The sequence below is a fragment of the Glutamicibacter sp. NPDC090743 genome, from assembly GCF_044769125.1.
Lineage (GTDB): Bacteria > Actinomycetota > Actinomycetes > Actinomycetales > Micrococcaceae > Glutamicibacter.
On sequence record NZ_JBIVXE010000006.1, the window covers coordinates 188,979 to 211,577 of the forward strand.

General features: G+C 63.2%; 20 protein-coding genes. 15 read left to right on the forward strand and 5 right to left on the reverse strand.

The genetic code is table 11. The annotated features are described in order from the left end of the window. Nucleotides 1-97: 97 nt before the first annotated feature. From ACIQTS_RS13905 to ACIQTS_RS13920, 4 genes are all read left to right on the forward strand, one after another. Nucleotides 98-1,522 (forward strand): CitMHS family transporter, encoded by a 1,425-nt coding sequence (locus ACIQTS_RS13905; RefSeq protein ID WP_105657989.1) that lies wholly within the window; start codon nucleotides 98-100, stop codon nucleotides 1,520-1,522. Between the two features lie 310 nt (nucleotides 1,523-1,832). Continuing rightward, on the forward strand, nucleotides 1,833-2,726 hold the full coding sequence (locus ACIQTS_RS13910) for a LysR family transcriptional regulator (protein ID WP_332730626.1): 894 nt from the start codon (nucleotides 1,833-1,835) through the stop codon (nucleotides 2,724-2,726). A gap of 167 nt (nucleotides 2,727-2,893) precedes the next feature. Beyond that, complete coding sequence (locus ACIQTS_RS13915; protein WP_402473687.1) at nucleotides 2,894-4,294, forward strand: LCP family protein; 1,401 nt, start codon at nucleotides 2,894-2,896, stop codon at nucleotides 4,292-4,294. A gap of 160 nt (nucleotides 4,295-4,454) precedes the next feature. Further along, on the forward strand, nucleotides 4,455-4,835 hold the full coding sequence (locus ACIQTS_RS13920; protein ID WP_402473688.1) for a twin-arginine translocase TatA/TatE family subunit: 381 nt from the start codon (nucleotides 4,455-4,457) through the stop codon (nucleotides 4,833-4,835). A 230-nt stretch (nucleotides 4,836-5,065) separates the two neighbouring features. On the opposite strand, the gene ACIQTS_RS13925 is transcribed toward ACIQTS_RS13920, so the two are convergent. The 3 genes from ACIQTS_RS13925 to ACIQTS_RS13935 form a co-directional block, all read right to left on the reverse strand. After that, complete coding sequence (locus tag ACIQTS_RS13925) at nucleotides 5,066-6,196, reverse strand: ferrochelatase (RefSeq protein WP_400291172.1); 1,131 nt, start codon at nucleotides 6,194-6,196, stop codon at nucleotides 5,066-5,068. Nucleotides 6,197-6,349: 153 nt separating this feature from the next. Further along, nucleotides 6,350-7,699, reverse strand: coding sequence for a TIGR01777 family oxidoreductase (locus tag ACIQTS_RS13930; protein ID WP_402473689.1), 1,350 nt, complete (start codon nucleotides 7,697-7,699; stop codon nucleotides 6,350-6,352). A gap of 221 nt (nucleotides 7,700-7,920) precedes the next feature. Further along, nucleotides 7,921-8,475 (reverse strand): DinB family protein, encoded by a 555-nt coding sequence (locus ACIQTS_RS13935; protein WP_402473690.1) that lies wholly within the window; start codon nucleotides 8,473-8,475, stop codon nucleotides 7,921-7,923. A 77-nt stretch (nucleotides 8,476-8,552) separates the two neighbouring features. Between ACIQTS_RS13935 and ACIQTS_RS13940 the strand changes: the two genes are divergently transcribed. The 3 genes from ACIQTS_RS13940 to ACIQTS_RS13950 are packed head-to-tail and all read left to right on the forward strand — an operon-like array spanning nucleotide 8,553 to nucleotide 11,542. After that, nucleotides 8,553-9,452 carry a 3-methyladenine DNA glycosylase gene (locus tag ACIQTS_RS13940; RefSeq protein WP_402473691.1) on the forward strand — a complete coding sequence of 300 codons (900 nt, stop codon included), beginning with the start codon at nucleotides 8,553-8,555 and terminating at the stop codon, nucleotides 9,450-9,452. 32 nt (nucleotides 9,453-9,484) lie between these two features. Then, a complete protein-coding gene (locus ACIQTS_RS13945; protein ID WP_402473692.1) occupies nucleotides 9,485-9,916 on the forward strand; it encodes a hypothetical protein in 432 nt (143 codons plus the stop codon). Nucleotides 9,917-9,964: 48 nt separating this feature from the next. Beyond that, complete coding sequence (locus ACIQTS_RS13950) at nucleotides 9,965-11,542, forward strand: sodium:proton antiporter (protein WP_105657981.1); 1,578 nt, start codon at nucleotides 9,965-9,967, stop codon at nucleotides 11,540-11,542. On the opposite strand, the gene ACIQTS_RS13955 is transcribed toward ACIQTS_RS13950, so the two are convergent. Next, nucleotides 11,539-12,669, reverse strand: coding sequence for a methyltransferase domain-containing protein (locus tag ACIQTS_RS13955; RefSeq protein WP_402473693.1), 1,131 nt, complete (start codon nucleotides 12,667-12,669; stop codon nucleotides 11,539-11,541). The two genes, ACIQTS_RS13950 and ACIQTS_RS13955, sit on opposite strands and share 4 nt — an antisense overlap. 179 nt (nucleotides 12,670-12,848) lie before the next feature. On the opposite strand from ACIQTS_RS13955, the gene ACIQTS_RS13960 reads away from it, so the two are divergent. Beyond that, a complete protein-coding gene (locus tag ACIQTS_RS13960) occupies nucleotides 12,849-13,841 on the forward strand; it encodes an ankyrin repeat domain-containing protein (RefSeq protein WP_388024565.1) in 993 nt (330 codons plus the stop codon). 3 nt (nucleotides 13,842-13,844) lie between these two features. On the opposite strand, the gene ACIQTS_RS13965 is transcribed toward ACIQTS_RS13960, so the two are convergent. After that, complete coding sequence (locus ACIQTS_RS13965; protein ID WP_402473694.1) at nucleotides 13,845-14,255, reverse strand: YchJ family protein; 411 nt, start codon at nucleotides 14,253-14,255, stop codon at nucleotides 13,845-13,847. A gap of 220 nt (nucleotides 14,256-14,475) precedes the next feature. Here ACIQTS_RS13965 and purS point away from each other — a divergent pair, with 220 nt between their 5' ends. The 7 genes from purS to ACIQTS_RS14000 all read left to right on the forward strand — a co-directional run bounded on the left by purS (nucleotide 14,476) and on the right by ACIQTS_RS14000 (nucleotide 22,588). Next, nucleotides 14,476-14,727, forward strand: coding sequence for a phosphoribosylformylglycinamidine synthase subunit PurS (gene purS, locus ACIQTS_RS13970; RefSeq protein ID WP_102598679.1), 252 nt, complete (start codon nucleotides 14,476-14,478; stop codon nucleotides 14,725-14,727). Then, complete coding sequence (gene purQ / locus ACIQTS_RS13975; protein WP_102598680.1) at nucleotides 14,727-15,479, forward strand: phosphoribosylformylglycinamidine synthase subunit PurQ; 753 nt, start codon at nucleotides 14,727-14,729, stop codon at nucleotides 15,477-15,479. The genes purS and purQ overlap by 1 nt, the downstream gene beginning before the upstream one ends. Then, nucleotides 15,476-17,791, forward strand: coding sequence for a phosphoribosylformylglycinamidine synthase subunit PurL (purL, locus tag ACIQTS_RS13980; RefSeq protein ID WP_402473695.1), 2,316 nt, complete (start codon nucleotides 15,476-15,478; stop codon nucleotides 17,789-17,791). Before purQ ends, purL begins: the two co-directional genes overlap by 4 nt. A 151-nt stretch (nucleotides 17,792-17,942) precedes the next feature. Further along, the gene (locus tag ACIQTS_RS13985; protein ID WP_402473696.1) at nucleotides 17,943-19,322 is read left to right on the forward strand and encodes a helix-turn-helix domain-containing protein; all 1,380 of its coding nucleotides are present in this window, start codon (nucleotides 17,943-17,945) and stop codon (nucleotides 19,320-19,322) included. A gap of 197 nt (nucleotides 19,323-19,519) precedes the next feature. After that, the gene (fepB, locus tag ACIQTS_RS13990; protein WP_402473697.1) at nucleotides 19,520-20,542 is read left to right on the forward strand and encodes a Fe2+-enterobactin ABC transporter substrate-binding protein; all 1,023 of its coding nucleotides are present in this window, start codon (nucleotides 19,520-19,522) and stop codon (nucleotides 20,540-20,542) included. Between the two features lie 10 nt (nucleotides 20,543-20,552). Beyond that, entirely contained in the window at nucleotides 20,553-21,572 is a 1,020-nt protein-coding gene (locus ACIQTS_RS13995) for a FecCD family ABC transporter permease (protein ID WP_400291153.1), read from the forward strand. After that, entirely contained in the window at nucleotides 21,569-22,588 is a 1,020-nt protein-coding gene (locus ACIQTS_RS14000) for a FecCD family ABC transporter permease (RefSeq protein WP_402473698.1), read from the forward strand. The genes ACIQTS_RS13995 and ACIQTS_RS14000 overlap by 4 nt, the downstream gene beginning before the upstream one ends. The last annotated feature ends 11 nt before the right edge of the window (nucleotides 22,589-22,599 follow it).

The following is a 22,599-nucleotide window of genomic DNA, read 5'->3' on the forward strand; positions in this document are numbered from 1 at the left end:
GACGCGCAAAGTGAGCACCGACACGTACCTTGAATGGGTGCCCCTCCTAGCTTGTGGGGACTAAGGATTCACTCACACTGAAATGGAGGTCGGGTCAATGCTCGTTGTACTCGGATTCCTCATGGTCGCCACCTTCATGGTGCTGATCATGACAAAACGCATGACGCCGCTGCTGGCATTGATTCTGGTTCCAACCATCTTCGGCTTGTTCACCGGTGCTGGATTCGGCCTTGGCGACATGGTCATGGACGCGGTCAAGGACATGTCCAGTACCGCAGCCCTGCTGATGTTCGCCATCATGTACTTCGGCATCATGATCGACGTCGGCTTGTTCGACCGATTGGTCTCCGGCATCCAGAAGCTAGTGGGCAACGACCCCGCCAAGGTCGTCATGGGCACTTCGCTGCTCACCGGCGTAATTTCCCTCGATGGCGATGGCTCGACCACCTTCATTGTGGTTACCGCGGCTCTGCTGCCGATCTACCAGCGCCTGGGCATGAGCCCAGTGGTCCTGACCTGCGTTGCAGGCCTGACCAATGGCACGCTGAACATCGTTCCCTGGGGCGGCCCAACGGCCCGCGCGGCAGCGGCACTTGGCGTTGACGCCTCGGAAATCTTCGTGCCGATGCTCCCTGCGCTGGGAATTTCCCTCATTGTCATTGCCCTGTTCGCATGGCAGATGGGCGTATCCGAACGCCGCCGCTTGCAGCGCGAGCGTCCGGAAATCTGGGGCACCGAACTCGGTGGCGGCAACGTTTCCACCCCAACCGGAGGAAAGAGCCCTGCTGGCACTTCCCCTGCCGGAGGCAACCTGGCCGTACTGGAATCCGTGGCTCGCAAGGGCGATGGCACCGAAGCTTCCACCTTGGACGGCACCGTCCTGGATCCGGATCGCGAGACCCTGCGCCCCAAGACCTTCTACTTCAACCTGGCACTGACCGTCGCCATCATGGTGCTGCTGGTAGTCGATGTCACTCCGTTGCCCTACCTGTTCATGGTGGGTACCGCGATCGCCTTGATCGTCAACTTCCCCAAGGTCTCCGACCAGGTGAAGATGATCGCCGCGCACTCCAGCGAAATCATTGCCGTGGTCTCCATGGTGCTCGCCGCGGCAGTGCTCACCGGCGTGCTCTCCGGCACCGGCATGGTTGATGCCATGAGCCAGTGGCTGGTGGATGTCATTCCTACCTCCATGGGTCCATACATGGCAGTACTGACCGGGCTGATTTCGATTCCAGCTACCTTCCTGATGAGCAATGACGCCTTCTACTTCGGCGTCTTGCCAGTTCTCGCCGAAGCCGGCGCGCATTTCGGTGTACCAGCGGTGGATATGGCTCGCGCCTCCATCACCGGACAGCCAGTGCACATGCAGTCTCCGCTCGTTCCAGCCATCTTGCTGCTGGTGTCGCTCTCTCGTGTGGACTTGGGCGATCACCACAAAAAGGTGCTGTGGCGTGCGTTGGTGGTCTCCTTGGTCATGCTCGCTTCGGGCATGCTCCTTGGTGTCATCCACATGGGCTAACGCCCCAGGACCAAAGGTCCGTCGTCAGCCAGGCTCCGTGCCACCCGGACATTTCCAAGCGGGTGGCACGGAGTCCGGTGTTTAACCCGGGCTGACCCCGTTGGCAGCCCGCCGGAGGCTGCCGCATGCAGCTATTCGAGCATTGACCATCTGCACAGGGCGCCGGTTCAGCAAGCACAGTTTCCCGTGAAAAACTGGAGGCAGGGCAAGACGTGCACAGCGCGTGCTTCCCCTGGACCGGATGGACACGCCACTGGGCCACACCGCGAATTCAACCGTCTTCTCCCGACGCAAAGGAAGGCTCCAGCGCATGGAAAGAGAACCTCTGGACAACAGCATCTCCCTAGCCCAGCTCGAAGCGGTTGTCATGATTGTGGACTATGGTTCCTTCACCGCCGCCGCGGATATCCTTGGCATCTCCCAGCCCTCCTTGTCCCGGCGCATTAGCGCGCTGGAGCGCACTCTTGGCATGCCCGTGTTCCGGGCCGCTGGAAGGGACATGGTGCTGACCGAGGTTGGCCGGAGCATCATTCCTGCCGGCCGCCGCGCACTGCGTGAAGTCGCCGCGATCGGAACCATCGCCTCCTCCACGCGTGCATTGGCCACCGGATCCCTGCGCATCGCGGGGTTGCCCTCCCTGGTTGGAGGAATCATGCCCGAGTACATCGGCCCCTTCCATCGCCAGCACCCCGGTGTCCGGATAGAGATCCTGAGCGTGGAGGACGACGAGCAGCTTGCCGATGCGCTTCGCCTGAATCGTGCCGATGTGGCTTTTGGCGTGAACGAGCGCATCCCCGCGGACCTCATCGGCAAATCCCTGCGCGATCAGCAATTCTCGGCCGTCGTATCCGAGGATACCGAGGTGGACCCGGACACTGGGCTAAGCCCTGAATTGCTCAATTCCCTGACTCTGGCCACCCTCCCCCAGGGCACCTCGATTCGCAAGATCACCGACGAAGTTTACCGGAGCTTGAAGGCCACCGCTCCGCGGCTCATCACCACAACGCAACGCGACGCATTGGTCCATCTGGGCATCGCCGCCGGCGGCATCACCTTGGTTCCACGGATCATGGCCAGCACCGCCGTGATCTTCGGCGGCAAGCAGGTCCCGCTGAGCTTGCCAGCCAGCAGGCCCCTGGGCGTCATCTACCGCCGCGAAGAATACCGTAATCCGGCGCTGGGCGAATTCCTCGAATACCTCTGAGACAGAGATCTCCAGGCGGTTTCCGCTCTCCCGAACCTGCGCGCGAAATCGGCCTTTCATGCGCCGCATGCATGGCTCGGCTCAACCATGCTATTGGTTCCAGCGGCGTTCCACGTGGTCAGCTTGATGGGTAATCCGGCCATGGTCCTACCAAGGAGAGCAAGATCGTGAATTCCCAACGAACACCTTCCTCTGCCAGGCGTAGTTCCAAACGGCCGCGGCGCCGGGTAGCTGCCATCATTGCAGCGGCGCTGGTGCTGGCAGTAGTGGTGCCGACCAGCATTGCCTTCCTGCGCCTGCAGGGGAATATTTCCGTCTCGGCGCTCAGGGCGTCTGAAGCGGATGTCCCGGACTCCAGCGAAGGCCTGAATCTGCTGGTGCTCGGTTCCGATAGCCGGGATTTCAGCTCCACCGGCTTCGGCACGGATAACGGCTCCCGACGCAGCGATTCCATGCTGCTTGTCCACTTGTCGCCAGGAAACGAGCGCATCGAGGCGGTCCAGATCCCACGCGATACCGTTTTGCAGCGCCCGGCCTGCGCGGATACCGGGTCCGGCGCTTATGCCGGAGGATACGGCATGATCAATTCTGCGCTGAATTACGGTCCCGCATGCTCTGTCGCCGCGGTGGAAGCGCTCACCGGGGTTCACCTGAACCACTTCATTGAGGTGGATTTCGAGGGATTCATTTCAATCATCGACGCACTCGACGGGGTCAGCGTGTGCCTGGCCCAGCCAATGACCGATCCGAAAGCAAACCTGGATCTTCCAGCCGGGCTGCAGGAGCTGGACGGAACCGATGCGCTTGCCCTGGCCAGGACCCGCCATGCCGTTGGCGATGGAAGCGACCTCGCTCGGCTCGGAAACCAGCAGAAGGTCATGTCCGCAATAGTCCAGCGTGCCACCAGCAAGGAAGTTCTCGCACGCCCGGACCGGCTCTACTCTTTCCTTGACGCGATTACCTCCTCGATGACCGTGGACCCGGAACTGAGTTCGCTACCGGAACTTGCAGGATTGGCTGCGCGGGTTAAGGACGTTCCCACGGACAAGATCACCTTCATGACCTTGCCGACCCAGCCTGCGCCATCAAACGCCAACCGGGTGGTCCCGGCTCCGGACGCGACCCTCATCTTTGAACGCATCAAGCAAGACATCCAGTTGAATCCGGATTCCGAGTCCGAATCCGGCTCCGAATCGGATGCAGGAGAAACTGCCACGGCGAAAGCCTCCGCCCGGCAGCTGCCTGTCAGCATAGCCAACGCAGCGCGAGTGAGCGGACTGGCCGGCAAATTCGCCAACGAAGCCACGGAGCAAGGCTTCACCGTCACTTCAATCACTACCGCGGCGTCCTTGCAGGCGCAAACACGGCTGCTGATTCCGGATACTGATGCAGCCAGGAAAACAGCCGACGCATTCGCCAAAACAGTCGATCTCGACATCGAGGCAACAGTCGCCGATGTCGAAAGCATCGAATTGATCCTGGGCCAGGATTACCAAAACCTGGGGCGGCCAGAAAAGCAGCCTCTCAAGGTGAACAGCCGCAAAGCAGACCAGAAACTCTGCGGCTGAGCCGGCCCCAAGGGCAGGCCGCGCCACCGGAAAATCCTGCCCTACCGCGATGGCTGCCAGGCGAATCTCCGTTTGCCCGCGGCTGTTGGCCTTCGTATTCCGGCTGGGCTGCACCTGCCAATTCCGTTTGACCGCGTCCCTTGCAGCGAGGTGATTCACAGTGAGCATTGCAGGCATCAATGGCAATGAATTCATCGTGCTGGCCATTTTGGCGGCCGTGCTGCTCGGACCTGAAAAATTGCCCGACTACGCAAGGAAACTAGCCACGCTGATTCGCGAGTTGCGCCGACTCGCCTCTGGTGCCCAGGAACAACTCCGCGAGGAGCTTGGCGAGGATTTCGCGGACATGGATCTGAAGAAGTTCGATCCGCGGCAATATGATCCTCGAAGGATCATCAGCGAAGCGCTGCGAGATCAACTCGAAGAGCCGCCTGCCCAAGGATTCCCGGATTCTGCCCGCTCAAGGGGACCCGAGATCGGGAGTTCATCATCATCGCCAGCACCCTCCGGCCCAGCCCCTTTTGACGAAGAAAGCACTTAGGACGCCATTGCTCCTTGCCGCAAGTGTCCGCTGGCCGCGCGAGCAGTGAATACGGACCGGTGGACAGGACTCATTCATCGCAGTCCCCAAAGCTCCACCCGGTTCCTTCATCCGGATCGCACGGATTCCGGCATCTATCCGCAACCGGTCCAGCTTCGCTGATTCGTCGGCCAACCGTGATGGCCGGCCGAAAAAGGATTCCCGGGATCGGCCACCAGCCTGCTGCCGGCCTAGCCTGTAGGCACGCCGGCGCTCCAATTCGGAACGGTATTTTTCCTAGTAGTGCCTTCACAGCAATTCAGGGAGCAGGCGCCACTGCCCGGGCCCAGCGCTTTGCTTCCGGCGATGGTCGATGACTCCGGCTGCTCGCCACGCACTTGCGCTGCCCGTTCCAGGACCAGATCGACCAAGCCGCTGACAAACGACGGTGAGGTGCCAACACTGCCGGCACGGAGAAACGCCATCCCCAACTCGCGCGCGGTATCTGCCGCTTCGGTATCCAGATCGAATTTGACCTCCATGTGGTCCGAAACGAATCCGAGGGGTACAACCAGAACGCCCTCAGTTCCAGTTTCCGCAAGCTCGCGCATGCGGTCATTGATGTCCGGTTCCAACCAGGGAGTGTGCATGGATCCAGAACGGGAGCAGTACACCAGTTCGGCATCCAGCTGCTCCTCACCAGCTAGTTCCCCGCCAATCCAGGCCATGAGCTCCTCATGCTGCCGCTGGTAGCCGGCGGTGAACTTCTGCGATGATTCTTGCATCGCAGTAGGGATCGAATGGGTGACATATAAGATCTTGTGCCGGTTGCGGTCCAGGCCGCCGACGAGCTGCTTGAATTCCTTCAATCCCTTCCGCACGCAGTCCAACTGCGCATGAGCGAATCCCGGATGATTGTAGTACTGCCGGACTTTATCGATCACCACCTCGAGGCCCTCTTCTTGCAGTGCCGCCACAGTTCCGGCGAAATCCTCGCGGTATTGCCGGCACGAGGAATATGAGGAGTAGGCCGACGTATCGATGGCCAGGAACCTTCTCGAGCCGTGCCTGCGCGCATGGTTTCCGACCACTTCGGTGAGGTACGGTTCCCAATTCCGGTTCCCCCAGAGCAGTGGCGTATCGATGCCGCGGGCTGCGAATTCCTCTTGAACGGCTTGCTGCAAAGCCTGGTTCTGCTCATTGATCGGCGATTTTCCGCCGAACATGTAGTAGTGCTCGCCCACCTCTTCAAGGCGCTCGTCCGGAATCCCTCGTCCCCGGGTAACGTTTTGCAGGAAGGGCAGGACATCTTCGGGCTTTTCCGGCCCGCCAAAGGACATCAGCACAACTGCATCAAACGGCGCTACCTGCATGTTTCCCATCGGGATCGTCCACGCTTTCTTCTCGGGCAACTGCCGCCATGGGCAAAACTCCCCGGAGCTGGCAGTCGCAAGCAATTACCTAGATTAGCTTTTATCTAGCCAAGCTAACAATAATTGCTTTGCCTCCGAATCGCCAGCGGGCGTCGCCGACCCCTAACGACTGCCCAGGCTATGAGCCAGTTCCAGCTCAATGCGCTCATTGCGGAACTGATGACCGGCATCGAGCAATTTGCGGGGGACAATTTTCTGATCAGCCATGGCCAGAAGGTGGGACCCTTCGGCTCCCAGCAGCAATTTGGGAGCCGCGGCAGGAACCGGAATGATGGCAGGCCGCCGCACTGCGCGCGCCAAGGCCCTGGTGAATTCGGCGTTGCTCACCGGCTGCGGTGCCACCGCATTGACCGGACCTGCCAATTGCGAATCCCAGAGCGCGCGATGGTAGATGTCCAGCAGGTCATCAAGCCCGATCCACGAAAGCATCTGCTTTCCCCCTGCCAGGGGACCGCCCAGGCCTGCGGAGAATACAGGACGCAAAACGGCGAGCATCCCGCCTCTGGGGCTCAGCACGATACCGGTCCTGATCTGCACCCGGCGCATGCCGCTGTCCCCCGCATTCGCCGCACGTTCCCAGCGGTCCACCACGTCAGCCAGGAAATCCGGAGTCCCGGCCCGCGGGGAATCGGTCTCGTCCAATGGGTGCGGTCCGGCTGAAGCACCGTAGAATCCGATGGCCGAAGCGCTGATGAAGGTCCGGACACCTGAACGTGACGCCAGCAGGGCAAGGGATCGGGTCGGTTCGATGCGGCTGGAGAGAATTGCCTGCCGATGTGCTTGGCTGAACCGGCCGAAGATGCTGGCTCCGGCCAAATGGATGACCGCGTCGCAGCCATCGAGCAGGCCCGGGTCAGGATCCAGCGGATTCCAGCGCCGTTCGCTTGCCGATTCCGGCTCGTGCCGCACGAGCTTGACGACCCGGTGCCCGCCGGTGGACAAGAAGGCGCACAAAGCCTGTCCGACTAATCCGCTTGAACCGGTCAGCGCTATCACCAGCGGCTTCAACCCGGCCTGCGCCGCCCGCTGGTGTGCGGCAAAATCGTCTGCCAGCTGGCGGTGGCGGTATGCAAGCATCGATTCGATCTGCCGTCCTGGCATATTCGACTGGATGCAGTCACCCACGGTCGTGCACTGTGCGCCCGCGGGCTCGAAGTAATGCTCATGCCGCCACTGCACCACCCGGGCAGGAAGGCCGCGAACCCCTTCGGGTTCAAGCTGGTCGACGAAACTGCGGTTCTCCGCGAACCCCTCAGGCTGGTGCTTGGCATTCCACAGCACTCCGCCGGGAAGGCCCAGCACGGCCGTCCCGTCCTTCAGCGAACCGGCTTCTTCAATGACCTTCAGCGGAAGCCACGGTGGCAAGAGCCGCTGCATGGCCCCGGGTCGCGAGAACCAGTCGAAGACAACGGATGCAGATGCCGGAAGTTGGCTGGAGCGCTCAGTGTTCATGGCCCCATCCTAGAGGCTTTAGGCAGGCCGGTTCCCGAGGATGGGAAATTGCTGGATTCCGTCGCAATGTCTGGTCCGGCGCCGCAATGAATCCCTCGGTTTCCTGCAGCACGCTATCCCGGCAGACTTGGAGCAGGAACAAGAACTTCTGGACAGAGCTTGATTGCGGACAACTAACGGGCCGGCTGTTGCCCGAAGCGGCTGCCAATGCAACCAGAAAGCTAGGCATACCATGCAGGAAGATAGTCGAAGGGAGGATCCTCGCCCACCCGCCGGTCGATGGCTTCACGCAAGAGATCCGCATGCCCTGCATGCCGCCCATACTCTTCAATCAGGTCGCAGATGATTCTGCGTATCGACGCATGCTTGCCTTCGAAGGCCAACCCCGAGCCCGTGTCCAGCTTCCTTTCCTCGATAACGGACTGCTGGATTCCCCGGCTTTTGGCCACGGCCCGGTCGTAGCGTTGATAAAGATTCTCCGGATCCTCTTCCAGATCAACCACGAAGTGCTCGCGCCCGTTGGCAGTGAACCCAAGGAGGACTTCAGGTCGTTGCCCGGCAATGAAGTAGGTGAATTTCTCATCTTCGACAAGGGCAAGATGCTGGAGCAATCCGCCCAGGCTGAGCTGGCTGCTGGGCAACTTGGTTGCCAGCTGTTCGATGTCCAGCCCCTCGGCCTTGTATCTGAAGGTGGCGCGCAGCCTGTCAAGCATCCCGAACAGATGCTGCTCGTCGGAGCCGCTCATTGGCGGTTCCCAGGGAGGCAGGATTTCCATGGCGTACCCCTTTGCGAGAAGTGTGAGTTGACGTACCAAACTGGTTTCATCGGCCCATGAATTGAATAATTAGAAGTATGCCTCTGACCGCCGCCATTTTGGAACCCTCGCAGTGGATGCCGCATGCCGCTGAGCATGAAGCGCGGGCGCGGGCCTTTGGCGAACCTTTCGTGGAACGGCGGATGAAGGGCAAGAAGCATCCCATCGAGGACTTCCTGTTCACCTATTACACGCAAAAGCCGGGCCAGCTCTACCGCTGGCATCCAGGGATGAACGTGGTTCTAGCCGGAGACGCGGCCCAAGAACGCGGCGAGTGGAAGTTCTACCGCAGAGTCCAAACCGGCCACGGTACGGGATACCACTTCGATGCGGAGGCATTCGGCAAGGCGCGTGCCCGGGCCATCGAGTTTGCCCGCATCATTCTGGCCGGCACCGCGCAGCGGCCAGGAAACTTCTCCTGCTTCGGCCTGCATGAATGGGCGATGGCCTACAAATCCGAGGTCAACGGCATCCGCCATGAATATCTCCCGCTGCGCTTGGGTGCGCAGGGAACCGACGAAGTGGTGGAAACCCACAAGATCCGTTGCACCCACTTCGATGCATTCCGCTTCTACACTCCCCAGGCGATCGAGCTCAACGAGCTGCAGCCGACCAGGGAAACCCAGCGCGACCTGGAACAGCCCGGTTGCCTGCACGCCAATATGGATCTGTATAAGTGGGCCTATAAGCTCTCCCCTGCGGTGCCAAGCGACTTGGTCATGGACTGCTTCGAGCTCGCCTGGGACATTCGCACCATGGATATGCAGGCGTCCCCCTATGATCTGGGCGATTGGGGCCATGAACCCATCCGCATTGAAACTCCCGAGGGCAAGGCCGCGTACGTGAGATTGCAAAAGGAATTTGCCCAGCGTGCCGACTCGCTGCGCAATCAATTGCTGCAAGTCGCCAACAACCTGCCAATCTTCCCGGAAGACTAGAACTTATTCGCGGCCGCAGGCAAGATTGATCCATGGTTACTGCACGGGGCCTTCGCCTGATTCCGGCCGGTATCGCGCTCGGCTGCGTGGGCCTCTTGCTGGCTTCCTGCGCCACCAGCATCGGACAGGGGCCGCAGACCCAATTGGAAATCACCATTCGCGATGACGGCAGCGAGATTTCACAGCAGTACTCCCTGGAATGCACCGGCGAACAAGCCGCTGAATCCAGCACATTGCCGAACGCATCCAAAGCTTGCTTGCAGCTCGAGCTTGAACCCGGTGCCATTGCCGGAGAAGTTGATCCCCAAGAAATCTGCACCGAAATATACGGTGGACCGCAACGGGCCGAAATAAGCGGAACCCTGCACGGCGAGACGGTGAATACGAGCTTTTCCCGGCATAACGGCTGCGCCATCGATCGTTGGGATGCCGCCTCATTTCTACTTGGTTCCGTGAAAACATGAGTCGATAACCCCTGAATAACTGCGCGGAGAAACTAGAATAGTAAGACTATGGAGTTTTTCCTGCTGGTTATCGCGCTGCTATTCGCCACGATCTTGATTGTCGGCATCGGGGAACGCATTAAATTGCCCTACCCGATCTTGATGCTGATTTTCGCGACGCTGGCAGGTTTCTTGCCGTTCATGCCCGAAATGCATATTGAGCCCGAGCTGATCCTGCCGATCTTCTTGCCGCCCTTGCTTTTCGCTACGGCCCAGCGCAGCAGTTGGTCGGTGTTCCGCTTCCGCTGGAAGGCCCTGATCCGGCTGGCCGTGGTGCTCATCGTGGTGACAGCAGGCACCGTGGCCGCTACCGCGCTGGCCTTCTCCCCCATCGCTTCCATTCCGCTGGCATTGGCGTTGGGCGCAGTAGTGGCCCCGCCTGACCCGGTCGCGGTGGATGCGATTGCCACCAAGGTGAAAATGCCGCGGCGCCTGACGTCCCTGCTGGAAACCGAGGGCCTGTTCAACGACGCAATGGCCATCGTGATCTTCCAGCTGGCCGTCCAGGCAACCCTGAATGGCTCGGAAGTCGGACTCGAAATCATTCCGCAGTTCCTGCTCGGTGCCGCAGGGGCGGTAGTCCTGGGTCTGGCCATGGGCTGGGCCATCGGCGCCTTGAACCGTTTCGTTCCCAACCTCGCAGCGCGTTGCGCGGCCACCTTGGTGGCACCTTATGCGGTCTACATGATTGCGGAGGAGCTGCATATTTCAGGGGTCATCGCAGTGGTGGTGACGGCCCTTGAAATGGTGCGGCGGGACCGCCCACAGGACTCTGCCGAACGCCTAACCCGGCAATCCTTCTGGGAAGTGCTCGAGCTGCTGGCCACCGGCCTGGCTTTCGGCTTGATGGGCATCGAGATGAACCAGGTGATCCAGGAGGAAGGCAGCAACCTGATCGGCTTCATCCCGGGCATCGCTGCGATCTGCTTCGTGGTCATCGCAGTGCGTGCGCTGTGGATGCTGGCGACCTACTACCTGCCCAACCGCAGCAAGCCCAAGATTCCTGCGCGCAAGGATGCGCTGGTGCTCACTTGGTGCGGCATGCGCGGGCTGGCGACTTTGGCCTTGGCCCTGGCACTGCCCAAGGTCGCAGCCGATGGCTCGGCCATCGAGGGACGCAACTTCGTGGTGGTCGCCGCTTGCTCCGTCTTGCTGTGCACTTTGGTGCTCCCGGGCCTGACCTTGCCAGCGCTGATGCGCGTGCTGAAGCTGCGCAACAACGAGCAAGATGCCAAGCGTGCCCGCCGGGCCCTAGCCCGCCGCGCCGAGGCTGTCGCACTGGCGGCGCTGCGCAAGAACGTGCAGCTCGAAGAGCTGCCGGAGAATTACCAGCAGGCGGTGCGCCGGCGCATGAACTCGCTGCATACCATCCTGGCCAAGGACCCGGATCCGCACGATGCGATCTCGGACGAAAAGTACACGCAGATTCGCGCGGTGATCGCCAAGGCCGATTCGATCCAGGCCATCGCCCTGGAAGCCGCCCGCGACGAGCTGCTCAAGGCCCGCCGCGAACCGAATATCGACCCGCACATCGTTGACGAGATTGTCGGCCGCCTTGACCGGCGCACCGCAACCCTGGATCGCTAGGCGGCCTTGCGCTCCAGCTTCACGATGACTTCGTAGTGGCTGGTCTGCGGGAACATGTCCATGACGCGAGCCTGCTGCGGAGCGTAGTTCTCCAAACGCTCCAGGTCCCTGGCCAGTGACTTCGCGTTGCAGCTGGAGTAAATGATGTGCTGGACATCGGACTCGTTCAGCCACTTCGATAGCTCTGCGGAGATACCGCGGCGCGGAGGATTCACGATTACCGCCTCTGGCGCCCAGCCGGCACCCAGCGCGAATTCGGTTGCGTCTTGGACCCTGAAATGGATGTCATCCAGCTCCATGGTCTTGGCGCTGATCTTTGCCGATTCAACGGCTTCCCCGCTGGTCTCGATGCCGTACACGGTACGGTCCTCGGTAGCGCAATGCAGTGCGAAACCACCCACCCCGCTGTACAGATCCCAAACGCTTTCGGGGTTGGCATCGTTGATCCATTGGCGGGCCTGCCGGTACAAGGCGGCAGCGATCTCGCTGTTGGTCTGGAAGAAGCCCTGGGGGCGCAGGTGCATCGGTACGCCGTTCAGCCCGAATTCCAAGGTGGTTCGGCGGGTAAGAATGATTTCTTCTTCGCCTTCCAGCACTGCCTTGTGCTCAGGCAAGAAGTTCACCGACACCACGCTGTGGCGTGGAAGCTGCTCAAGGAACTGCGGCAGCGAATCACGCAGTGCCACAAAATGCTTCTTGGTGCGCAATACCCAACGGACCATCACCGAGCCGGTATCCGACAGGGTGAGAATCACATGCTTGAGTTCGCCCTTGCGCTTGGGAACGTCGTAGGGAATGAGCTTCAGATCATGAATGAACTGCTCGATGACCGGGAATACGGCACGTAGCGGTGCTGCGATGACTCCGCAGTTGCGCAGATCGACACCGTGGCCGTCGGCATCCAGGATGCCGATGGTCGGCTGGCCGGTGGTTCCGGAAATGACCATTTTGGCTTTGTTGCGGAAGCCCTGTTCGCTGCTGGCTTGGGGCGGAAGGAATTCCAGGCCCGGGAAGCCGGCCAGCAGCTGCTGGCAATCCGCTACCTTTGATTGCAGTTGCTGGGCGTAAGGCACCGTCATCAAGGTGCATGAGCGGCAACGGGAGGCAGAAAAGTAAAGGCATTCCATGGTGCTTATGATTTTAGCGAAGATCGGCCGGCACCGAGCACAGAGAAATCTTGGCGCTGATTGACCGCAAATTTTCAGCTTTGGCCGCTAAGCTCTCAATTGATCAAAAGTTACTGAGCAGAATCCCTGCATGATGCGAAAGCCATACGGGGAAGGGTTGTTTAACCGCGAAAGGACAGATGGCACTTCATACCGGGCTATCCACGCATCGCCGTGGCATTGCATTGCTTGCACTCCCCCTTGCTGCCGTGATCGGCGCCTGCACGAGTTGCGCCGCTTCTTCACCCCAGGCTCATGAAGTTTCTTCCACCCCGGTTCCCGCCCCGTCTTCCAGCAGTGCCACCGAAAAATCCCTGCCCGCTCCGAGCAAGGCCGCAGCAAGCTCCAGCGTCCCGCTTCCGGCTCCAACCGGGAACAATGCCACTGCTCCCACCACGACTCCGAGCAATTCAGCCAAGCAGCCCGCCGGCACTCCGGCCAAGCCCGAGAGCTCCAAGACATCGCTGTCGCCCCTGGCCTCGGGTGCCAACACTGGTGCCTCCATCAAGGCGCTTCCCAGTTCAGCGGCCGAAATGTCCAAGGCCACCACGCAGCTGTTCGCTGCAGTGAATCGAGGCAAGCTGAAGGACGTCAAGGCGGCGCTCAAGGATGGAGCTGACCTCGACGCGCAGGACGAGGCCGGTCGCACCGCGCTGATGCGTGCAGTCATCAACAAGAACCCTGCCATCGCCAAGACCCTCTTCGAAGCAGGCTCGGATCCCGACAAGAAGGACGACTTCTACGAGTCGCCGTTCCTGCGCGCGAGCGCCAATGGCCAGGTTGAAACGCTGAAGCTTCTCATTGACGGCGGGGCCGACCTCACGGCGGTGAATCGCATGGGCGGGACCGCTTTGACCGTCGCCAGCGAGAATGGCCGGGTTCAGGCCGTACGCCAGTTGCTCCGCACCGATATCCCGGTAGACCAGGTTAATGACCTGGGCTGGACGGCCCTGCACGAAACCATTGTCCTGGGCCAGGGCACCGCCAATGCCATCACCATCGCGCGTTTGCTGATTATCAACGGGGCGGACCCGCATTTGGAGGACCACTCCGGTTCTGATGCATTCAAGCTAGCGCGTGAACGCCAGCAGAGCCAGATGCTGACCATGCTGCAGGCTGCAGCCAAGCGCTGAATCCTAGAGGGCGTCGAGGTAGAACCAGGCGCCGTCCTGCTTCACGAAGGTGCTGACCTCATGCTGCTGCGCTTCATGCCGGCCGTCGCGATAGTACGCAGCGAATTCCACCACCCCGCGGGAGGCCGCCGCGCCGCCAGCACGGGTTGAAATGATCTCCAAGCCGGTCCAGCGCATCTGCGAATCCACGTCCAGTTCCTTGGGCCTCGTGCTCTCATGCCAGGTCGCCAGCAAATACTGCGACAGCCCCAGCACGAAGGCGCTGTAGCGTGAGCGCATCAGCTGCTCCGCGGTCTGCGGCAGCAAGGAGCCGTCTTCCCTTCCGTCATGCAAGGGTTTGCAGCAGTTCTCGTAGGACAGCTTCGCAGCGTCCAGGACTCGGCAGGCGCAGACGGTTTGACTAGCATTTTTCACAGTTTCAGCATACGCGTCGAGCACGCTTCGACAACCCGTGAGCCTAAGATCACATGACTTAAACCGCAGGATATCGGTGCTATCGCGCACAGGGACGTTTTCCCCGTCACATTCACGGGTAGACTATGAAGGCAAGCTCGCGGAGCGCCAAATCCCCCTGGTGTGAGACGGCATCTCCGTGTGGCATTTAACTTAACCTCGCCAACAGGAGATATGCCGGATGCCCCGCATCGTTGTAGATGTCATGCTCAAGCCAGAAATCCTTGACCCTCAGGGCAAGGCCATCGCGGGAGCTCTTCCCCGCCTAGGCTTCACCTCCTTCGAAGCTGTCCGCCAGGGCAAGCGCTTTGAACTGTCCGTGGACGGCGAGGTGACCGAAGAAATCCTCGCCCAGGCTCGCGAGGCTGCAGAAACCCTGCTTTCCAACCCGGTGATCGAAGATGTCGTCAACGTCGAGGTATTCGAAGACTAATGAGCGCCGAACTTCCCCTGATTGGCGACTATTCAACGCCAAGCACTGAACTTTCCGGAGCGCGCATCGGCGTGGTGACCTTCCCGGGCACCCTCGATGACCGCGACGCCGCTCGCGCCGTGCGCGCAGCCGGTGCCGAAGCGGTGTCCCTGTGGCACGCCGACACCGACCTGCAGGATGTCGACGCCGTGGTGATCCCCGGCGGCTTCTCCTACGGCGACTACCTGCGCGCCGGCGCGATCTCCCGCTTCGCACCGATGATGGCGAAGATCGCAGATGCCGCGAACTCCGATGCCAAGCTGCCCGTGCTGGGCATCTGCAACGGTTTCCAGATCCTCACCGAGTCGCACCTGCTGCCCGGATCGATGATCAAGAACGACCACTTGAAGTTCATCTGCCGCGATCAGCTGCTGCGCGTGGAGAACAACCAGACCGCATGGACCAACGGCTTCGAAGCCGGCCAGGAAATCACCATCGTGCTGAAGAACCAGGATGGCCAGTACGTGGCCGACGAGAAGGTCCTGGACGAGCTCGAAGCTGAAAACCGCATCGCGTTCTCCTACGTGGGCTGGAACCCGAACGGCTCGCGCCGCTCGATCGCCGGCGTGAGCAACAAGGCCGGCAACGTTGTCGGCCTGATGCCGCACCCGGAGCACGCCATTGAGGCCGGCTTCGGCCCGGACCACCGCGGCACCGACGGGCTGGCATTCTTCACCAGCGTTCTGACCCACCTTGTTGGAGGCAAAAAGTGAGCCAGGAAGCCACTAAGGAATTCAATATCGACACCGTCGATAACGCAGCGGGCACCCCGGATGTAGAACTGCCATGGGCAGAGCTGGGCCTGAAGGACAACGAGTTCGCCGAGATCGTGAAGATCCTGGGCCGTCGTCCGACCGCCGCTGAATTGGCCATGTACTCGGTCATGTGGTCCGAGCACTGCTCGTACAAGTCCACCAAGAACCACCTGCGCCAGTTCGGCCAGAAGGTCACCCCGGAAATGAAGAAGGACCTGATGGTCGGCATGGGCGAAAACGCCGGTGTCACCGACCTGGGCGACGGCTGGGCCGTGACCTTCAAGATCGAGTCCCACAACTCGCCTTCCTACGTCGAGCCGTACCAGGGTGCCGCTACCGGCATCGGCGGCATCGTGCGCGACATCATCTCCATGGGCGCCCGCCCGATCGCCGTGATGGATCCGCTGCGTTTCGGCGCGATCGACCACGAGGACTCGCAGCGCGTCGTGCACGGCGTGGTCTCGGGCATCGGCGGCTACGGCAACTCGCTGGGCCTGCCGAACATCGGCGGCGAAACCGTCTTCGACCCGATCTACCAGGGCAACCCGCTGGTCAACGCACTGGCCGTGGGCGCACTGCGCCACGAGGATCTGCGCCTGGCCAACGCCTCGGGCGTGGGCAACAAGGTCGTGCTCTTCGGTGCGCGCACCGGTGGCGATGGCATCGGCGGCGCGTCGGTGCTGGCCTCGGAGTCCTTCGACGACACCAAGCCCTCCAAGCGCCCGGCGGTCCAGGTGGGCGACCCGTTCGCTGAGAAGGTGCTCATCGAGTGCTGCCTGGAGCTGTTCAAGGCCTCGCTGGTCGAGGGCATCCAGGACCTGGGCGCCGCAGGCATCTCCTGCGCCACCAGCGAACTGGCTTCCAACGGCGAAAGCGGCATGCAGGTCGAGCTGACCAACGTGCTGCTGCGCGACTCCACCCTGACCCCGGGCGAAATCCTGATGTCGGAGTCCCAGGAACGCATGATGGCCGTAGTCACCCCGCAGAACATCGAAGCGTTCGAGGCCGTCATGGCCAAGTGGAACGTGGAGTACTCCTGGCTGGGCGAGGTCACCGACACCGATCGGCTGATCATCACCTGGAATGGCGAAGTCATCGTGGACGTGGACCCGAAGACCGTCGCCCACGACGGCCCGGTCTACGACCGCCCGTATGCCCGCCCGCAGTGGCAGGATGCGCTGCAGGCTGACACCTTCAAGTCCTCGGAAGCCGGCGCCAACCTGCCAGCTACCGGCGAAGAGCTGAAGGCCGCCGCCCTGGAGCTGATCGCCAGCCCGAACATGTGCGACAAGTCCTGGATCACCAACCAGTACGACCGCTACGTCGGCGGCAACACCGCGCTGGCCGCCCCGGATGATGCCGGCGTGGTCCGCATCGACGAGTCCACCGGACTCGGCGTGGCCATCGCCACCGATGCCAACGGCCGCTACACCTACCTGGACCCGTATGCCGGTGCCCAGCTGGCGCTGGCCGAGTCCTACCGCAACGTCGCCACCTCCGGTGCGATCCCTGCGGCGGTTTCAGACTGCCTGAACTACGGTTCCCCGGAGGACCCCGACGTCATGTGGCAGCTGGCCGAGGGCATCCGCGGCCTGTCCGATGCGTGCATGGAGCTCGGCGTCCCGGTCACCGGCGGCAATGTCTCGCTGTACAACCAGACCGGCGACAAGGCCATCCACCCAACCCCTGTGGTTGCGACCCTGGGCAAGTTCGACGACGTCGCTCGCCGCACCCCTTCGGGCTGGCGCGAAGAGGCCGACGGCCAGGCCATCTACCTGATCGGCACCACCGCCGATGAACTGGACGGCTCGGAGTTCGCCAACCTGCGCGGCCACCTCGGCGGCCTGCCGCCAAAGGTCGACCTGGTTGCCGAGAAGGCACTGGGCGCAATCCTGATCAACGCCAGCCGCGACGGCATGATCGACGCCGCGCACGACCTGTCCGAGGGCGGCCTGCTTGCAGCGCTGTCCGAGATGGTCCTGCGCTACGGCGTTGGCGCTCGCGTGGCCCTGGATGAGATCAAGCAGCGTGACGGCATCGATTCCTTCACCGCGCTGTTCTCGGAGTCCCAGGCACGCGCCTTGGTTGCCGTTCCACGCAGCGAAGAGGTCCGCTTCAACGACATGACCAGTGCCCGCGGTGTCACCGTGGCCCGCATGGGCATTGTCGATGCGCAGTCCGGCGTCCTGGAAGTCCAGGGCGAGTTCACCGTTTCGGTGGATGAGCTGCGTGAAGCTTCCGAAGGCACCATGAAGAAGTACTTCGGCTAGGCTCCAGCCAACCTGTCAACGGCGGCTCTCCTCATCGAGGAGGGCCGCCGTTGTCCATCTGCACCCAGGCTGTCCCCGCGCGCGCCGCACCTCGGAAACGATAATCTGGGAACACCACAGTTCCCGTTCCCGGCTTCCAAAGGATCTGACCATGGCTGAACCCGACGGGCTGCCCGCCGCGGCCCTGCAGCCAGTGGTGGTGAACTGGAAATGCAATCTGACCTACAGCATCGTGGTCTGGGTCAGCAACGGGACGGCGCGCGTGCATTTCGAGGAAACGGTGCAGCTGCTGCAGGCCGGCCAAGCGCTGTGGATCCCGCGGTTCATTGCGCACAAGGTGGAGCATGATGCCCACTCCCTGGCCTTGTCGATCATGGTCAGGACAACGTCCAACCACAGGCTGGGCGACGGGTGGCGGCTGATCAACGTGCCGCCGGCCCAATCGCAGTGGATGTTCCACCTGATGCTACTGACCCTCTCGCCCGTGCACCAGGGCCAGGCCAGTGCGCAGCGGGTGCTCGATACGCTGGCGCATTTCGCCGTCGCCTCCCCCTCCTCCACCCGGCCCGTTCCGCTGGCCATGCCACGGCACAGCGCAGCCCGGAAGGTAGTCGCCCACCTGCTGGCCCATCCGCACGGCACGCTGCACTTGGCCGATTATGCGCGGAAGTTCGCGGTGTCCGAACGGACCTTGCGCCGCGCATTCCTCGCCGAAACTGGACTGAATTTCCGGCAATGGCGCCAGCAGGCACGGCTCGGCGCGTTGGACCGCGTGCTTCCGCACAGCGCCAGCCAGCCTCCGGCCTTGACCACCCGCTGGATGAACCTTGCCAACCAGGATCTGGTGCTCTGGGCGGTGCGCGGACGAGCCAGCATTTGCCAGCTGGCCCATGGGGAAGGCACCGGACGCGAACGCACCCAGCAGCTGCAGGGCGGGCAATTCATGCTGGTCCCTGCCGGGCAGTCCCTGCGCCTGCAGATCGAGCAGGGCTCGCTGCTGATCCCGCTGTCCCTGCCAGCCGGTTCTCTGCCGTCCGGGCAGCAGCACCGGATGCCCTGCCAGCTGCCGGTCGAGTTCTTCCAGGCCATGCTGCACCGCGCGGTTTCGCACATCACGCTGCTGCGTCCGGTCCACTTCGACCCGCTCGACACCGTGAAGCTGCTGCAGCTGGTGCCGAATTATCCCGGATTGCCCTGGCCGCACTCTGCCGAAATGCGTTCGCTGGCCGGCACCCTGGCCGCCGATACCCGGGGCAAGCTGCCGGCGTCCGCTGCCGCCGCGCAGCATGGCCTGAGCCTGCGCCAGCTGCAGCGGCGCTGGAGCGCCGAGACCGGCATGAGCCTGCGCGCCTGGCGCCAGGCCTCCCGCTTCCAGCATGCCGAAGCCTTGCTGAATGCAGGATTCACGGTGCCGATGGTCGCCCTCCAGCTCGGATTCAGCGACGCCGGGAACTTCTCCCGCGCCTATGCGAAGACGCGCGGACGCCGTCCCAAGCCGGCAGACTACACCCTCCCAACGGACATTTTTTGATCACTTAACGACATCTTAGCCTTCTCGATCCATCACCGGAAACCGCTGGTAATCCCGGAATTGCCGGTGGAAAACGCTCCGTCGGCTCCATCGGGGCAAGGTGAGCCTAAATTAACTCCGGCTAAGGTGGGAGACCGTCACCCTTGAACTCCACCGCGCCGTGTTTCGGCGCGGATACCCACCGAGGAGCAACCCCCGTGCGTTCATCCGCTCGCAAATTCGCATCCCTGGCCGCCGCGGCGGCCCTCACCCTTTCGCTTGGCGCCTGCGCCGCGGACGGAACGGCCGCAGCAGACGGGTCCCCGGCCGCCGATTCCGCGGACACCGGCAGCTGGCCGCGCACGCTAACGGATGACGCCGGAAACGAGGTGCAGATCCCGGCCAAGCCAGAGCGCATCATCTCCACCACGGTGTCCACCACCGGCACCCTGCTGGCCCTGGATGCCCCGGTCGTCGGCTCCTCCACCGCCGCCATCAGCCCGCAGAGCGACGAGAACGGATGGTTCACCCAGTGGGCCGACGTGGCAGTCGAGCGCGAGGTGGCACCGGTCTACCAGCTGGGCAACTTCAATCTGGAGGCCGTCGTGGCCCAGGATCCGGATCTGATCGTGGTCTCCACCTCCGGTGCCGACTCCGAAATGGACAACCTCGAGCAGCTGCAGTCGCTGGCCCCGACCTACGTGGTCAACTACGGCGACAAGGACTGGAAGTCGCTGGCCGAGGAGCTGGCCGAAGCCACCGGCACCGAAGCCAACGCCGAAGCGATCATCAGCGAATTCGACCAGCGCGCCGCCGCGATCAAGGACAAGCTGGCCATCCCGGCCGGCAGCACCGCGTCGATCGTCTCCTACAACAAGGGCACCGATTCCCCCGTGGGCAAGCAGAGCGGACCGCACTCGGCCCTGATCAGCGCGATGGGCTTCGAGATCATCGAGCCTCCGGCGCAGTTCGACACCTCCGCCCAGAAGCGCGAGGACTTCGCCTTCACCAGCTACGAAGGCCTGTCCGAATCCGCCACCGGCGATTCTGTCTTCCTGATCTCCGCCAACGACAAGACCGCGAAGTCCTTCGCCGCGGATCCGACGCTGTCCAACCTGCCCTCGGTGACCAGCGGCAACATCTTCCCGCTGGCCAACTCCTTCCGCCTGGACTACTACTCCTCCAACGACATCCTGGACTACTTCGAGAACGAGTTCCCGGGATTGAACGCAGGCAAGTAGGCCACCGGCAGTGCTTCAAGAACGCAGTGCCCGCCGCCGGCCCAGGGTTTCGCCCTGGCTGGCGGCTTCGGCCGTCCTGATGCTGCTGGGGCTGCTCTCCTGCGCACTGGGCACCAAGAACATCTCGCTGGCCGAGTCCTGGGCCGCCCTGGCCAGCTTCGATCCGGGGAACAACGACCACCTGCTGGTGCGCGAGCTGCGCGTGCCGCGCACGCTGCTGGCCGTGGTGGTCGGCGCCGGGCTGGGGTTGGCCGGCGCGCTGATGCAGTCCATGACCCGCAACCCGCTGGCCGAGCCCGGGCTGCTGGGCGTGAACGCCGGCGCCGCCTTCGCGGTGGCCATCGCGATCACCGTCGGGGTCGTGCAGCCGGCCGGCTACATGTCCTTTGCCTTCGCCGGGGCGGCCGCGGCCAGCCTCATCGTCTACTTCATGGGCAGCCGCAGGCAGTCGGGCAATGACGTGGTGCGCCTGGTGCTCGCCGGCGCCGGGCTGTCGGTGATGCTGATGGCCGCCACGCAGATCCTGGTCATCGGCGGCGGCACCGAAACCCATGAGCGCTTCGCTTCCTGGACCACCGGCTCGCTGCAGGGCCGCGGCTACGACGTGCTGCCGATCGCCGCGCTGGTGGTGCTCGCCGGCGCGGTGATCGCACTGGGCCTGTCCCGTTCGCTGGACGCACTGGCCCTGGGCGAAGACAGCGCCCGCGCGCTGGGCGTGAATCCCACCCGGGCCTGGCTGCTGTCCTCGCTCGCGGTGATGCTGCTGGCCGGGGCCGCCACCGCGGCCGCCGGGCCGATCAGCTTTGTCGGCCTGGCCGCCCCGCATGCGGCGCGGATGCTCGTTGGCGCACAGCACCTGCGCAGCCTGCCGCTGTCCATGCTGCTGGGCGCCGGTGTGCTGCTCATCGCCGACATCGCCGGGCGCATGGTGGCCGCCCCGGCGGAAATCGGTGCCGGGGCGATGAGCGCCCTGATCGGCGCACCGGTGTTCATCTACCTGGCCCGTCGACGACTGAAGGCGGGCAAATGAGCACCCGAACCCCTGCAACACAGCGATTCACCCGCACCCGCACCCGCCTGGTGCTCGGCATCCTGGCGCTGCTGCTGACGCTCGGCGCGCTGCTGGCGATGGGCACCGGAACCATCATGCTGGGCCCGGGCCAGGTGCTCGGCGCGCTGCTGGGTTCCGGCGAGCCGAAGGACGTGCTGGTGGTGCAGAAGATCCGCGCCCCGCGCGTGCTCACCGCCATTGGCGTGGGCGCGGCCCTGGGCGCGGCCGGCGCCTGCTTCCAGTCGATCTCCCGCAACCCGCTGGGCAGCCCCGACATCATCGGCTTCACCACGGGCGCCGCCACTGGCGCCGTGGCGCAGATCGTGCTGTTCAACGCCGGCGCCTGGGCCACCGGCCTGGCCGCCATGGCCTGCGGGCTGCTCACGGCCGCGGCGGTGTACGCGCTGTCCTTCTCCAAGCGCACCACCGGCGGGCAGCGCCTGGTGATCATCGGCATCGGCGTGGGCGCCATGCTCGGCGCGGTGAACACCATCCTGCTCTCCAAGGGGGACGCGGACCTGGCCGCCCAGGCGAACCTGTGGCTTTCGGGATCGCTGGGCGGGCGCAGCTGGGCCGACGCGGGCCTGGTGGGCCTGTGCCTGCTGGCGCTGCTGCCGCTGCTGATGGCGCACGGCCGGCACCTGACCCTGTTGGAAATGGGCGATGACACCGCCCAGGCGCTGGGCGTCAGCGCCGAACTGGTCCGCCGGATCACGATCTTCGCCGCCGTCTGCCTGACCGCCGCGGCCACCGCCGCCGCCGGCCCGATCGCTTTCGTGGCTTTGGCCTCCGGGCAGATCATCCGCCAGCTGATCGGCAACCGCACGGTGCCGATCTGGCAGGCGGCGCTCACCGGGGCGCTGCTGCTGCTGGCCTGCGACGTGGCCACCCAGCATCTGCCGCTGCGCGCGCAGGTGCCCATCGGCCTGGCCACCTCGCTGGCCGGCGGCCTCTACTTGCTCTACCTGCTCACCCGACCGACTACCCGAACCTGACCCGAGGAGCA